The organism is Streptomyces sp. NPDC001851, assembly GCF_040297165.1.
In the GTDB taxonomy this organism is placed as follows: domain Bacteria; phylum Actinomycetota; class Actinomycetes; order Streptomycetales; family Streptomycetaceae; genus Streptomyces.
Window position 1 is genome coordinate 86,843 of record NZ_JBEOYR010000015.1, and the last position, 13,809, is coordinate 100,651.

Here is a 13,809-nt window from a genome sequence, read left to right on the forward strand (position 1 = left end):
CTGGCCGGCGGGGACGGGTCCCGTCCTCGCCGGCGCACCCCGTCAGCCCTCCCCGGGCAGCGGGTGGTCCTTGACGAACCGGCGGATCTCCTCCGTGAGGGCGGCCGGGTTGTCCAGCTGGACCAGGGTGCGGGCGTCGGGGATCTCCACATAGCGGGCGTCCGGCAGCAGCCCGGCCAGGCGGCGGCCCGTGGCGGGCGGCATCATGCGGTCCTCGGCGCCCCAGGCGACCAGCACCGGGCGGGTGAACCCCGGGAGGTTCCGGGCCGCTTCCAGGTAGCAGTCCTTCCGGGTCGTACGGCAGAACTTGCCGAAGTCACGGCGGATGTGACGGTTCGTCAGCAAAGGGCCGTACCAGCGGGCGACGAGTTCCTTCGGCAGCCGCCTCTTCGCCATGCCGCCGAGCGAGGTCCGCATGCGGGCCAGGGCGGGGAAGCGGAAGGACTGCAGGAGGAGGAAGAGGCCGCCGGGCACCTTGCTCGCCGCGTACAGGATCCGGCCCTGGATGCCGGGCGGGTAGTTGTCCAGGGCCTCGCAGGAGGTCAGGACGAGCCGGGCGATGCGCTCGTCGCGGACGCCGACGAGGAGCTGGGCCGTGCCGGTGTCGTTCTGGACGAGGGTGACGTCCCGAAGGTCGAGACGGTCCATGAATTCGGCGAGCAGGCGGGCGATGCCGTGCGCGGACAGGTCGGCGTCCGGCCGCATGGGGCGCCGGTGGCTGCCCAGGGGCAGCACGGGGACCAGCACGCGGAAGTCGGGACGCAGGGCGGAGACGACATCGGCCCAGACCGAGTCGTCGAAGCCGAGGCCGTGGGCGAGGAGTACGACGGGGCCGTCGCCTCCGGTGTCCTGGTAGTCGATGGTGCCCGCGCTCAGCCCGATCTCCGGCATGCCTGTGCCTCCGCCCGTCGGCCGCTACGCTGACCGTGCTCTTGATAGATCGTTCTAGTGACAGAATAGACGCCGACCGCCCTTTGGCAACAGCGGCTGCCCCGGAGGTGCCCCATGAGCGACGGCAAGGCGATCAGCACCCACGAGACCCGGCAGCGGATCCTGGACGCCGGCACGGAGCTGTTCCGGCGCTCGGGCTACACCGGCACGGGGATGAAACAGATCGCCGAGGCCGCCGGTGCGCCCTTCGGCTCGATCTACCACTTCTTTCCCGGCGGGAAGGCCCAGCTGGGCGAGGAGGTGGTCCGCACCTCGGGCGCCGTCTACCTGGCGCTCATCACCACGCTGATGAGGCCGTACGAGGACCGGGTCGCGGCCACGGCCGACGCCTTCGCCGCCGCGGCCGGTACGCTCGCCGAGCTGGACTTCGCCGACCCGTGCCCCATCGCGACGGTCGCGATGGAGGTCGCGAGCACCAACGAGCCGCTGCGGCAGGCCACTTCGGAGGTGTTCGACAGCTGGATCGAGCACCTGGCCGCGTACTACGCCGAGGGCGGGATTCCCGGGCCCGCCGCCCGGGAGACGGCGAGCTCGGTCGTCGCCCTGCTGGAGGGCGCCTTCATGCTGGGCCGGGCCGCGCGCAGCACCGAGCCGGTGCGGGCCGCGGGCACGGCGGCCGCGGCGATCGTACGAGCGGCACTGGGCGGGGAGTGAACCGGCCGTGGCCGTCAGGACGCCCGGCCCGCCCGGTAGAGGTCGCGGAGCAGGGCGATCTCGGCCCCGTGGTGCAGCACTTCCTGGTTGACCCACCACACGATGTCGAGGAAGGGTTCCTCAGGGTCGCTGCCGTACGGGTAGGCGCAGTACCCGACCGTGTCCAGCGCGGCGTCGTCGGCGCCCAGCAGGGCCCCCCGCCAGGCGGCGGCGCCGGTCTCGAAGGCCGCGACCGCGCCGGCCGCGTCCCCGCTGACGGGATGGTTCCCGCGGGTCGCCGAGCGGCTGCCGGCGGAGTGGTCGGCGCGCAGGGAGAGCATCTCGGTGAGGTGGCTCAGGCGCCATGCGAGGGTGGTGACGGGCGGGGGCCAGGGGTGCGGGTACGGCGCGGCGTCCCGCCCCCAGGGGCCGGCACCGTCGAGAGAGGCCGCCCTCGGTCCCGGCCCGTCCGCGCGTCGTCTGACCGTCCAGCAGCCCGGGACCGGTTCCCAGAAGTACTCCTCGTCGGTCAGCGGCTCGACCTTGGTCTCCGCGCCGTCACCGCTGTCCATGACGGGCCCGGCCAGCCGGTGCAGCAGGCGCTCGCAGGCGAAGTCGAACTGCTCCAGCAGGGGAAGGAGCCGGGGCGGTGGTGGGGTCATCGGATGCTCCGGGGTGAGTTCGGGGGCCGCTGGACGACGGTCGGGTGCGGGCCGCGTACCGGTCGGTGGCCGCGACCAGGCACCGCGACATGCCGGGGGTACCGGTGGTGCGGCCTGCATCGTCCACCACCGACTCACTCTCCCGCCAGGGCAATTGGAGCCGCCGGACTACGCCGGAAAGGCCGCCGAAGCGGCGACTGCCCATCCTGGCGGACCGGCCGCAACCCCGCTGGTCGAGCAGGACGATCCGGTAGGCGGCCGGGGCGAACAGCCGATGTGTGCGGGATCCCCGCTCACAGTTGCCGTCGTACGCCGGCCTCCCGTTCCGCCTGCTCCAGCTGGTGGCCGAGGTCGCCGTGCAGGGACGTCCGGGCGCGGCCCCGGCGGCCCAGCGGGAGGATCGTACGCTGGGCCGTGTCCTCCAGCAGGAGGGCGAAGCCGCCGTACAGGGCGAAGACCGCGAGGGCCACGCCGGTCCAGCCGGCGGCGGTGCGCAGCACGGCCGCTCCGCCGGCCTCGTGGACGCCGGTGAGGACGAACCGGCAGGCTCCGATCAGCAGCAGCGCGGAGAACAGCGGCTTGCCGGGGACCGCGGCGGCGGCGAGCAGGAGCATGAGCGGGGCGATGCTCAGCAGGAACACGGCCAGCCCGGGGCTGGGCTGTCCCGGCGGCCCGGACAGGATGACCAGCGCGCTGCCCGCCCAGGCACAGCCGAGCACGGACAGGCCGCAGGCGGCGCCGCTGTCGCGGGCGAGGAAGGCGAAGATCCCGGAGAGCAGTTGCAGGGGTACGACGAACACGAGGATCAGCAGCATCAGCGGCCGGCTCTGGGCCAGGGGCACCCAGGACAACTGCACGGCGGTGAGCAGAACGCTTCCGGTGCCGAAGGCGAAGAAGCCGAGGGGCAGGCTGCTGGCCAGCGGTCTGAGCATGATCCTCGTCAGCGCCTCGGGCCGCGGCGGCCCGCTGGTCGTGTCGCTCGTCCGCGCTGTCGGTGACGGCATCCGGATCACCCCGTCCCTCGGGCCTGGACCGTAGTACTGCGGTGGTCGTACGACACGGGGTACCCCGTTGTGCGCGCAGTCCTGCGCCTCAGCCCGCCCGGGCCACGGAACGGAGCGTTCTGTCGCGGAAGCGCCCCGGAATTGTCCGTGATCTGTAACAGCCGGATCCCGCGTTCAACCCCGGCCGTCCTGACAGGTGCACAGGGACCAGGTGCACAACAACACAGGGATTTCGGCAGGATCGGGGCGGGGCATGGCGCGGCACGGCGGACGGGGATGGCACGGTCGGGTGATCGCGGCGGCGGTCGGGGTCACGGCGCTGGCGGCGGCCGCGTCGGTGTGGACCGCGGAGGCCGGACAGCCGGGCGGCGGCGGTTCGCCGCGGGCGGGCGTCTCGTCCGGGCACACCGCGCCCAAGGCCGCGGCCGTGTCCGCCGACATCGCCCACGCCTCGGACGGGGGCGCGCACGCGGTCAACATCACCATCGACGACGGCCCGAACCCGGAGTGGACCCCGCAGGTGCTGCAACTGCTGCGCGCCAACGGTGTGAAGGCGACGTTCTGCATGGTCGGCCCGCAGGCCCAGGCGCATCCGGAGCTGGTCCGGCAGGTGGTGGCGGCCGGGCACCGGCTGTGCGACCACACGGTGTCGCACGACACGACGATGGACAAGAAGTCCGAGGCCTACCAGTCGCAGCAGATCCTGGAGGCCGAGCAGCAGATCACCAAGGCGTCCGGCGGCGTACAGCCCATGTACTACCGGGCTCCGGGCGGTGCCTTCACCCCGTACAGCCGGCATCTGGCGGCGTCGCACGGGATGCGGCCGCTGGGCTGGAACGTGGACTCCAAGGACTTCGAGCGGCCGGGTACCGCCGCCATCGTCGCCACCGTCGAGCGGGAGCTGTCCAACGGGCCGACGATCCTCTTCCACGACGCGGGCGGCGACCGCTCGCAGACCGTGGCCGCACTGCGCATCCTGCTGCCGTGGCTGAAGCAGCAGGGCTACTCGTTCGGTTTCCCGGTCCGCTGAACCAGCCCGCCGGGCAGGTGACTTCAGCCGACCCGGTGGCAGACGTCCTCCACCGGTGTTCGGCCACGCGACGGTGAACCGCGGGGAAATTCTCGGCCATCGACGCCTTGGGACAGCTGTTCGGATCCGGAGGGGTGTCTACCATGAGCCCCCTGTGTACGTCGTCCCGGAAAGGCTCGCCATGCCGTTGCCTCGCCTCGGCACGCGGTCGGTCCGGCTCCGGACGGCCCCCGCCGTGTTCGTCCTCCTCTCCGTGGGTCTCGCGGGCACGCTCCTGGCCGTCTCGCCGGGCGGGCCGCGGCAGGGCCGGGCCGGCGGTGCCCCGTCGGGGCACATCGTCATCGAGGTGTCGAAGAGCCGCTGCGGCCGGGGCTGGACCCGGCCCGAGCCCGGGGTGCACACCTTCGACCTGCACAACTCCTCCGACGGCGCCGCCGAGGTGTACCTGGAGGACCCGGGCAGCCAGGCGGTGTACGGCGAGGTGGAGGGCATCGGCCCCGGTACCACACGGCAGTTGACCGTCCGGCTGGGCAAGGGGACGTACGCCTTCAAGTGCGTGCCCGACGACGCCGACGCCGTCACCGGACCCAGTGTGCGCATCACCTCCGGGCAGCGCGGCCCGGGCGCCGCACCGGTCACCCAGCACGACCTGATCCCGCCCGCCGTCGCCTACCAGAAGTGGGTCGGCGGCGGCCTCGGCGACGCCGTCCGGCTCACGACGAGGCTCAGGGACGCGATCGACCGGGGCGACCTCTCCGGTGCCCGGTCGGCCTGGTTGCCGGCGCATCTGGCGTACGAGCGGCTGGGGGCCGCGTACGACGCCTTCGGGGACGCGGACGCGGAGATCAACGGCACCGACGCGGGCCTGCCCGGCGGGGTGCACGACAAGGGCTTCGCCGGGTTCCACCGCGTCGAGTACGGGCTGTGGCACGGTGAGCCGGCCGCCGGGCTGCGCGCCCCGGCGGCGGCGCTGGTGAAGGCGCTGACCGGGCTGCGGGACACCTGGTCGCAGGCCCGGATGGACCCCGCCCAGCTGGGTCTGCGCGCACACGAGATCCTGGAGAACACCGTGCAGTTCGAGCTGACCGGCCGCACCGACTACGGCAGCGGCAGCAACCTCGCCACCGCCCGCGCCAACCTCGACGGCACGCGCGAGGTGCTGTCCCGGCTGCGCCCGCTGCTGAGCACGCGGTACGCCGGTCTGCCGGGGCTCGACAAGGACCTGGAGCGGGCCCGGCACACCCTCGACGGTTTCCGGCACGGCGACCGCTGGACCCCGCTCGACGCCCTGAGCCGCGCCCGGCGGGAGCAGATCGACGCGGTCCTCGGTGACCTGGTGGAGCGGCTGGCGTCGGTGGCCACCCTGTGCGACCCGCGGAGGACCGTGTGAGCGACCGTCCGAGCGACCGTGTGAACGGCCGTCCAGGCGACCGGGTGAGCAGTGCCGGACGGCCCGAGGGCGTTGGCCGCCGCCGCTTCCTGCGCGGCGCCGCCCTCGCCGGGGCCGGCCTCGCCACGAGCGCCGCCGCCCCGGACGCCACGGCCGACACCACACCCGCGCCCGCTCCCTTCCACGGCGCGCACCAGGCCTCGGTCCTCGCGGCCCCGCGCCGGACCTGTGTGTTCGCCGCCCTCGACGTGACCGCCGGGAGCCGTGCGGAACTCACCGACCTGCTGCGCACACTCACCGACCGGGCCCGCTTCCTCACCTCGGGCGGGACGCCCTCCCCGGCCGGCATCACCGGTCCGCCCGCCGACTCGGGCGTCCTCGGCGACCCGCTGCCCTCCGGCCAGTTGGCCGTCACCGTCGGCGTCGGCGCCTCGCTCTTCGACGACCGGTTCGGGCTGGCCGCTCTCCGGCCCCGGCGGCTGACCGCCATGCCCGCCTTCCCCGACGACGACCTGCGGCCCGACTGGTGCCACGGCGACCTCAGCCTCCAACTGCACGCCGACGAGCCGGACACCACCCTGCACGCGCTGCGTGACATCGCCCGGCACACCCGGGGCGCGATGCAGGTCCGCTGGCGGCTGGACGGCTTCTCCAGCCCGCCCCGGCCCTCCGGCACCCCGCGCAACCTGATGGGCTTCAAGGACGGCACCGCCAACCCGGACGCGTCGAACGCCCGTGAGATGGACCGCCTGGTGTGGGTGGGCCAGGGTATGGGCGAGCCGGACTGGGCGGTCGGCGGCAGCTACCAGGTCGTACGGCTGATCCGGATGCTGGTGGAGTTCTGGGACCGGGTCTCGCTCAGCGAGCAGGAGCGGATGTTCGGCCGGGCCCGCTCCTCCGGCGCGCCGCTGGACGGCGACCACGAGCACGACACGCCGAAGTACGCCGACGATCCCAAGGGTGACGTCATTCCGCTGGACGCGCACATACGCCTCGCCAACCCGCGCACACCCGGCACCGCCGGCCAGCGCCTGCTGCGCCGCGCCTACAACTACGACCGGGGCATGGACGCCAACGGCAACCTCGACATGGGCCTGCTGTTCTCCTGCTACCAGCAGGACCTGAAGCGGCAGTTCGAGACGGTGCAGCACCGGCTGGCGGGCGAGCCGCTGACCGACTACATCACCCCGTTCGGCGGCGGCTACTTCTTCGCACTGCCCGGGGTACGGGACGCCTCGGACTGGTACGGACGTGCGTTGTTGGGCTGAACCTGTCCGGACAACTCGGCGGCCGACCAGGTCAACACACAGTCAAGTTTTGCCCCAACATCCCTGACTTGGTGTTCACCCACAGGTCATCATGGCTCCGCCGACGCGCCCGGCAACGGGCGCAGCATCCGTGCCCGTACGACGCAAAAACGTTCAGTCCGGAGGGGAATTCCACCATGGCCAGCAGAGGAACACGAGCCGCGCTGCGCACGCTCGGCGCGCTCGCGGGGGCCGCCGCGCTCACCGCGCTCGGCAGCAACGCGCCCGGCTGGGCGGCCGTGCCCGCAGGCCAGGCCTCGACCGCGACGCCGATCAAGCACGTCGTCGTACTGTTCGACGAGAACATCTCCTTCGACCACTACTTCGCCACGTACCCGAAGGCCGCGAACACCGACGGCACGAAGTTCCACGCGGCGAAGAACACCCCGAAGGACATCGACACCCTCGCGCACGCCGGGCTGCTCAAGCACAACCCGAACCAGTACGCGCCCAAGCGGCTGTCCCCGTCCCAGGCGATGACCTGCGACCAGAACCATTCCTACGGCCCCGAGCAGTACGCCTACAACGGCGGCAAGGCCGACCAGTTCGTGCAGAACACCGAGGTCGACAAGTGCAGCGGCGGCCTGTTCGGCGAACCCGGCCTGGCCATGGACTACTACGACGGCAACACCGTCACCGCGCTGTGGAACTACGCCCAGCACTACTCCCTGAGCGACCGCTCGTACAGCTCGAACTACGGCCCTTCCACGCCCGGCGCCCTCAACCTCATCTCCGGCAGCACGCACGGCGTCATCTCCGTCGACCCGGTCACCGGCAAGCAGACGGCGAAGCCGGACCCGTACGCCGTCCAGTCGCCCGACGCAAAGGGTGTCGGCACGATGATCAACGACCCCGACCCGGCCTTCGACGACTGCTCCGGCAAGGACCACACCAGCAGCAACGCGCTGGCGGCGATGCAGGGCAGGAACATCGGTGACCTGCTCAACGCCAGGAAGGTGACCTGGGGCTGGTTCCAGGGCGGCTTCCGTCCGTCGGCCGCGTGGAACGGCACGTCCGGCTCGTACGCCAAGTGCGACACCACCCACACCAACGCGGGCGGCGCGGCCGTGGTCGACTACAGCCCGCACCACAACCCGTTCTCCTACTACAAGTCGACGGCGAACCCGCACCACTTGGCGCCGAAGAGCGTCTCGGAGATCGGCCACAACGGCCGGGCCAACCACAACTACGACCTGACCGACTTCTCCGCCGCGCTGAAGGCGGGCAAGCTGCCGGCCGTCAGCTTCGTCAAGGCCGGTGCGTACCAGGACGGCCACGCCGGCTACTCCGACCCGGTCGACGAGCAGCACTTCCTGGTCAAGCAGATCAACGCGATCCAGAGCTCACCGCAGTGGAAGTCCACCGCGGTCGTGGTCGCCTACGACGACTCCGACGGCTGGTACGACCACGCCTACGTCGCCCCGCGCAACGGCTCGCAGGACACCTCGGCCGGCTCCAACGGCAAGGCCACCGACAGCCCGGCCTGCCAGAAGGGCCCGAAGGCGGCCGGCGGTTACCAGGACCGCTGCGGCCCCGGCACCCGTCAGCCGCTGCTCGTCATCTCGCCGTACAGCAAGGTGAACAAGGTCGACCACACCCTGACGAACCAGGCGTCCATCACCCGGTTCATCGAGGACAACTGGAGCACCGGCCGGATCGGCGACCACTCCTTCGACGCCACGGCCGGCTCGCTGGCGGGCATGTTCGACTTCCGGCGCCCGAACGACAAGCAGGTGCTGCTGAACTCCGACGGCTCCGTGCGGCACGTCGGCCCGGTCCAGCACATCGCCCCGGTGGCCACGAGCATCACCCCGGGTCCGGCCATGCAGAACACGGCCGCGTCGACCGACGCCTCCGGCTTCCCGGTCCTGCCGGTCGGCCTCGGCGTGGGCGCCCTGCTGGCCGCGGGTGCGACCGGCACGTACCTGACGCTGCGCCGCAGGCAGCACGGCACCGCCTGAGCCCGCACCACCCCAGGTGATCGCGCCCCCGGACGGCCCCGGGGGCGCGGTCGTCCGCGGTCAGCCCCGCTCCCGGGCCTCGACGCGAAGGCGCGGCGCCACCGCATGCCCGCAGGAGGCGCCGTGCGCGCGGTCGCCGGACCCGGGCGGCCACGTCCGCCGAGGTCCGGTCTGCTGCGAAGCTGCGTGCCGTGCAGCTGGTGGAGGCGATCGGGGCCTGGCGGGACGGGCACGGTGGAGTCGTGGCGGCACGGGCGCGGGTCACGGCGCTCGGGCTGCCGGGGGACCCCGTGGGACAGGCCGGGCCGCTGCTCCCGGCGGCCAACCGGGCGGCGCTGCAGGTCGTGGACGCGCAGTACGGCGGGATCCTGTCCCGGTCGGCCGGCGTGCTGGTGGTGTGCCGGCAGTGGACCCGGCGCGGTGGCACGGTGAGCGCGGGCGGGACGACCGTCGACGCCCTGCGTCCGGCGCACCCGGGACCGGCTCCGCGGTCGCTCGCGCCGGACGTGAGGGCCGTGCTGTCCGACGACCGGATCGTGCTGCCGCCCGCCGCCGCGGCGGACCTGCGCAGCGGTCAGGTGCACCCCGGCGTGGCCCGGGCGGTGCGCGCGCCGGCGCGGACGTACCGGCTGGAGGTGAGCGTCGTCCGCTCCACGTGTGGCGGCTCGACGGCCACGCTGTCGTCGACCCGGCGACGCCTCGCGCTCTGATCGAGCGGTTCATCCGGGACGCGGCGGCGCCGGTCAGTTCTTCAGCGACCCGACGCACCACGACCATGTGCCCATCGGCTTCCGCGGCTGACACCCTCACCCGGACGGCCGCGCCGCCCGGTGGCCCGGGGTTGCGGGCACGGGCAGGCGCCGGAACGCTGGAGCGGACACGCCTCCGGGAGGTCATGTGGCTCCGGGACACGACACGCCCCCCGCCGAGGGCCCCGGCCGCCGGCGCTTTCTCACCCTGTGCACCGGTCTGGGCCTCGGCACGGCGGCGGCGTGCACGGCTGCGCCGCCGCGTCCGCACGGCGCGACCGGCCAGGGCAGGCGGCGGCTGCGGCCCGAGGCGGAGGACGCGCCGGGCACCGCCGACTGGCGTCTGGGGCCGACCGGGCCGCCGGACGCCGTGGCCGGCTACACGGACCGGGTGAGCGTGCGGCCGGGCGAGGCCTTCGGGCTGCATGTGTCGACGACCGCCGCGTCCTTCAGGGTGTCCGCATTCCGGGTCGGCTGGTACGGGGGCCGGCGCGCCCGCCGGGTCTGGGCGTCCGAGCGCATACCCGGCCGCTCCCGGCCGGCCCCGCGCGTGCTGCCCGCGACGCGCACCGTGCGCGCCGACTGGCCGAGGACGCTGCCCGTGGACACCTCCGGCTGGCCGGAGGGCGCCTATCTGCTGCGGCTGGAGGCGGACAGCGGCCACCAGCGCCATGTGCCGCTGATCGTCCGCTCCGCCGACGGCGCGGGCCGTACGGTCCTGCTGCACGCTCCGGCGACCTGGCAGGCGTACAACCGCTGGGGCGGCAGCAGCCTCTACGCCGGCGCCTCCGGGGCGTACGCCACCCGCTCCCTCGCGGTGAGCTTCGACCGCCCCTACGACGGCGGGGGCGCCGAGAAGTTCCTGGTGTACGAGTGGGCGCTGGTGGTGCTGGCCGAGCGCCTGGGCATCCCGCTCGCCTACAGCACGGGCGTCGACGTCCACCGGGATCCGGGGGTGCTGCGAGGAGCGCACGCCGTGGTCTGCCTGGGGCACGACGAGTACTGGACGCCGCAGCAGCGGGCCCATGTGGCCGCTGCCCGCGACGCCGGTACGAACCTCGCCTTCCTCGGCGCGAACACCTGCTTCCGCCGGGTCCGGCTGGAGGCCGGGGAATCCGCGGACGGCCGTACGGTGGTCTGCTACAAGACCGACTACCGCGCCGACCCCTGCTACGGCTCGCATCCGGCCCAGGTCACCACCGACTACCGGCTGCCGCCCGCCGCGGATCCCGAGTCCTCGCTGACCGGTGTGCTCTACGAGGGGTATCCGGTCGACGCTCCCTATGTCGTCCGGGCCGCCGATCACTGGTTGTACGACGGTACCGGCGTACGCTCCGGCGACTCCTTCGCCCATCTCGTCGGCGTCGAGTACGACCGGGTCACCCCCGGCGCCCCCACCCCGGGGCCCCTGGAGATCACCGCGCACTCCCCGCTGGTCTGCGGCGGCCGGCCCAGCCACAGCGACTCGGCGTACTACACGGCGCCCGGCGGCGCCGGTGTGTTCGCGACCGGCACCATGCGCTGGGTGGAGGGCCTGGCGGCCGGGACGGGCATGTTGGGGCGGGACCACGGCATGGACGCCCGTACCCGCGCCTTCGTCACCCGCACCACGGAGAACCTGCTGCGGACGTTCGCGAAGGGGCCCGCGGCCCGGCACGCGCCGCCGCCCCGCCCCAACACGGCGGCCCTGTACGGCGGGGCCTGAGCTCAGGGCAACGGGGTGCCGCCGGTCGCGTTGAGGATCTCGGCGGTGATGTAGCTCGCCTGCGGGGAGGCCAGGTAGACGTAGGCCGGGGCCAGTTCGGCGGGCTGGGCCGGGCGGCCGAGCGGGGCCTGCTTGCCGAACTCCTTCGTGTCCGGCATGGTCGACGGGATCAGCGGCGTCCACACCGGTCCCGGCGCCACCGCGTTGACCCGGATGCCGCGCTCGGCGACCATCTGCGCGAGCCCCTGGGTGAAGGTGACGATCGCCCCCTTGGTCATCGCGTAGTCCAGCAGGTGCGGGCTGGGCTTGTACGCCTGGACCGACGTGGAGTTGATCACGCAGCCGCCGGCCGGGATGTGCGGCAGGGCGAACTTGGTGAGCCAGAACATGCCGTACAGGTTGGTCCGCATGACCCGGTCGAACTGCTCGGTGCTGATGGCCTCGATGCCGTCCGGCTGGGACATCTGGTAGGCGGCGTTGTTCACGAGGACGTCGATGCGGCCGAACTCGGCGACCGCCCGCTCGATCAGCGCCCGGCAGTTGTCCTCCTCCCGGATGTCGCAGGAGACGGCGACCGCCTTGCGTCCGGCCTCCTCCACCAGCCGACACGTCTCGCGGGCCTCGTCCTCCTCCGCGGCGAGGTGGGTGAACAGCACGTCGGCACCCTCGCGGGCGAAGGCGAGGGCCACCGCCCGGCCGATGCCGGAGTCCCCGCCGGTGATCACGGTCTTGCGGCCGTCCAGCCGGCCCGCCCCGCGGTAGGACTCCTCGCCGTGGTCGGGCGGCGGGTCCATCGGGCCGGTCCAGCCCGGATGGGGCTGGTCCTGGGAGGGGAAGTCTGGGCGGGCGTGCTGGGTGACCGGGTTCGGCCGGTCACCGTGCTGGTCCGTCACGGCGGCCTCCTGGGTCTCGGGCGGACAGGACAGCCGACCGGGTTCCCGGATCACACGGGCCGAAAAGCCCGGTCAGCCGGTGGCGGCCCGCTGCCGTCAGTCCGTCGCCGGGTGCTGACCTCCCGTGCGCATGTGGTCCCTGCGGGCGAGGTTGTAGAGCCGCAGGAGATGCTTGGCCACGGCACAGGCCGCGCGGTCGGCATGGCACTGGCGGCACGTGCGCATGTGCTGCTCGTAGGTGAGGCGCGCGTTCTCCAACGCGTCGTTGACAGAAGACATGGACATCTCCGGGCAGGGCGCCGTCCCGGGGACGGCGTAAAAGTTGACTGACTGGTACACCCAGAGACAAGGTGATCATGTTACTGGCGGTACTGGGAAACCGCGCCCTCGGTCACCGCCACATGGTGGCCGAAGCGCCGCGCCGCACGGCACGTGCGCGGTGGCCACCGGGCCGGACCGCGCGGACGCCGCCTCAGATGCTTGAACAACCTGAGGGGCTCGGGCGGTTACTCGCCCGGCGCCAGGGCGGCGGCCACGATCCGCGCCGCCTCCGCGACGAGCGCGTCGTCGGCCGGCGCGTCCCGGGCACTCCTGGCCGACAGCACGGTCAGCAGCAGCGGGGTGCTCCGGGTCGTCCAGGCCACCCCGATGTCATGGGCGCTCCCGTAGTCGCCGGTGCCGGTCTTGTCCGCCAGCACCCAGTCGCGCGGAAGACCGGCACGGAACCGGGTGACGCTGGTGGTGTTGCCCTTCAGCCAGTCGACGAGCCGTTCGCGGTCGGCGCGGGCGAGTGCCCGGCCCAGGGTGAGCCGCTCGAAGCTGCGGCCGAGGGCCTGCGGGGTCGTGGTGTCACGCGGATCTCCGGGGATCGCGCTGCCCAGGTCCGTCTCCCACCGGTCGAGCCGGCTCACCCCGTCGCCGAGCGACCGGAAGAAGCGGGTGAGTCCGGCCGGTCCGCCGATCTCGCGCAGCAGCAGGTTGCCGGCCGCGTTGTCGCTGTACTGGATCGCCGCCGCGCACAGGTCCGCCACCGTCATGCCGGTGTCCACGTACTCCTGAGTGCGCGGTGAGTTGGGCAGGATGTCGTGCGGCGGATAGTGGACCACCCTGTCCAGTGGCGCGCAGCCGCCGTGGTCGCGCAGCACCGCCGCCGCGGCGAAGGCCTTGAACGTCGAACACATCGCGAACCGCTCCCCCGCCCGGTGCGCCACGGACCGGCCGGTGCGGATGTTGCGCGCGTACACGCCGAGCCGGGCGCCGTGCCGCTGCTCCAGCTCGGTCAACTCGGCTTCGGTGTCGCGCCGTTGCCTGTCGGCGGTCGCCGAGGCGGCGGGCGCGGAGACCGTCCCCGCCGCGACGGCCGCGGTGGTGAGCGCGAGGCCCGCCCTGAACAGACCGCGGCGGGCGATGGGATCGGGGCCGGGGCCTTGGGTGCCGGGGTGGTGGGAGCCGGTCATGGGCACAGTCCTCCTGGTCGTCCGTGATCGGAGTCGTGGATCTTCCACGGGACCAGCGAAACAGGCG

At 73.1% G+C, this 13,809-nt stretch carries 13 protein-coding genes; 7 read left to right on the plus strand and 6 right to left on the minus strand.

Annotation, left to right across the window (positions count from 1 at the left end; translation table 11 throughout):
• Nucleotides 1-42: 42 nt before the first annotated feature.
• Entirely contained in the window at nt 43-891 is an 849-nt protein-coding gene (locus tag ABT171_RS23030) for an alpha/beta fold hydrolase (RefSeq protein WP_351246624.1), read from the minus strand.
• Between the two features lie 114 nt (nt 892-1,005).
• Between ABT171_RS23030 and ABT171_RS23035 the strand changes: the two genes are divergently transcribed.
• Entirely contained in the window at nt 1,006-1,605 is a 600-nt protein-coding gene (locus tag ABT171_RS23035) for a TetR/AcrR family transcriptional regulator (RefSeq protein WP_351246626.1), read from the plus strand.
• Between the two features lie 14 nt (nt 1,606-1,619).
• Here ABT171_RS23035 and ABT171_RS23040 read toward each other — a convergent pair whose 3' ends face one another.
• Together ABT171_RS23040 and ABT171_RS23045 are read right to left on the minus strand one after the other, a co-directional pair.
• The gene (locus tag ABT171_RS23040; protein ID WP_351246628.1) at nt 1,620-2,246 is read right to left on the minus strand and encodes a DinB family protein; all 627 of its coding nucleotides are present in this window, start codon (nt 2,244-2,246) and stop codon (nt 1,620-1,622) included.
• A 293-nt stretch (nt 2,247-2,539) separates the two neighbouring features.
• On the minus strand, nt 2,540-3,250 hold the full coding sequence (locus ABT171_RS23045; RefSeq protein WP_351246630.1) for a GPR1/FUN34/YaaH family transporter: 711 nt from the start codon (nt 3,248-3,250) through the stop codon (nt 2,540-2,542).
• Nucleotides 3,251-3,503: 253 nt separating this feature from the next.
• On the opposite strand from ABT171_RS23045, the gene ABT171_RS23050 reads away from it, so the two are divergent.
• The 6 genes from ABT171_RS23050 (at nt 3,504) to ABT171_RS23075 (ending at nt 11,392) form a co-directional block, all read left to right on the plus strand.
• On the plus strand, nt 3,504-4,280 hold the full coding sequence (locus ABT171_RS23050; RefSeq protein WP_351246632.1) for a polysaccharide deacetylase family protein: 777 nt from the start codon (nt 3,504-3,506) through the stop codon (nt 4,278-4,280).
• Nucleotides 4,281-4,461: 181 nt separating this feature from the next.
• Nucleotides 4,462-5,670, plus strand: coding sequence for an EfeM/EfeO family lipoprotein (locus ABT171_RS23055; protein WP_351246634.1), 1,209 nt, complete (start codon nt 4,462-4,464; stop codon nt 5,668-5,670).
• A 44-nt stretch (nt 5,671-5,714) separates the two neighbouring features.
• A complete protein-coding gene (gene efeB, locus ABT171_RS23060; protein ID WP_351246844.1) occupies nt 5,715-6,938 on the plus strand; it encodes an iron uptake transporter deferrochelatase/peroxidase subunit in 1,224 nt (407 codons plus the stop codon).
• A 176-nt stretch (nt 6,939-7,114) separates the two neighbouring features.
• On the plus strand, nt 7,115-8,938 hold the full coding sequence (locus ABT171_RS23065; RefSeq protein ID WP_351246636.1) for a phospholipase C: 1,824 nt from the start codon (nt 7,115-7,117) through the stop codon (nt 8,936-8,938).
• Between the two features lie 191 nt (nt 8,939-9,129).
• The gene (locus ABT171_RS23070) at nt 9,130-9,648 is read left to right on the plus strand and encodes a hypothetical protein (RefSeq protein ID WP_351246638.1); all 519 of its coding nucleotides are present in this window, start codon (nt 9,130-9,132) and stop codon (nt 9,646-9,648) included.
• 187 nt (nt 9,649-9,835) lie between these two features.
• Nucleotides 9,836-11,392 carry a N,N-dimethylformamidase beta subunit family domain-containing protein gene (locus ABT171_RS23075; protein ID WP_503076239.1) on the plus strand — a complete coding sequence of 519 codons (1,557 nt, stop codon included), beginning with the start codon at nt 9,836-9,838 and terminating at the stop codon, nt 11,390-11,392.
• 2 nt (nt 11,393-11,394) lie between these two features.
• Here the strand turns inward: ABT171_RS23075 and ABT171_RS23080 are convergent, their stop codons facing one another.
• The 3 genes from ABT171_RS23080 to bla all read right to left on the minus strand — a co-directional run bounded on the left by ABT171_RS23080 (nt 11,395) and on the right by bla (nt 13,742).
• Nucleotides 11,395-12,285: an SDR family oxidoreductase gene (locus ABT171_RS23080; protein ID WP_351246640.1), complete on the minus strand. Its 891-nt coding sequence runs from the start codon at nt 12,283-12,285 to the stop codon at nt 11,395-11,397.
• A gap of 96 nt (nt 12,286-12,381) precedes the next feature.
• Complete coding sequence (locus ABT171_RS23085) at nt 12,382-12,564, minus strand: hypothetical protein (RefSeq protein ID WP_351246642.1); 183 nt, start codon at nt 12,562-12,564, stop codon at nt 12,382-12,384.
• 227 nt (nt 12,565-12,791) lie between these two features.
• Nucleotides 12,792-13,742 carry a class A beta-lactamase gene (gene bla, locus ABT171_RS23090; protein ID WP_351246644.1) on the minus strand — a complete coding sequence of 317 codons (951 nt, stop codon included), beginning with the start codon at nt 13,740-13,742 and terminating at the stop codon, nt 12,792-12,794.
• Nucleotides 13,743-13,809: the final 67 nt, after the last annotated feature.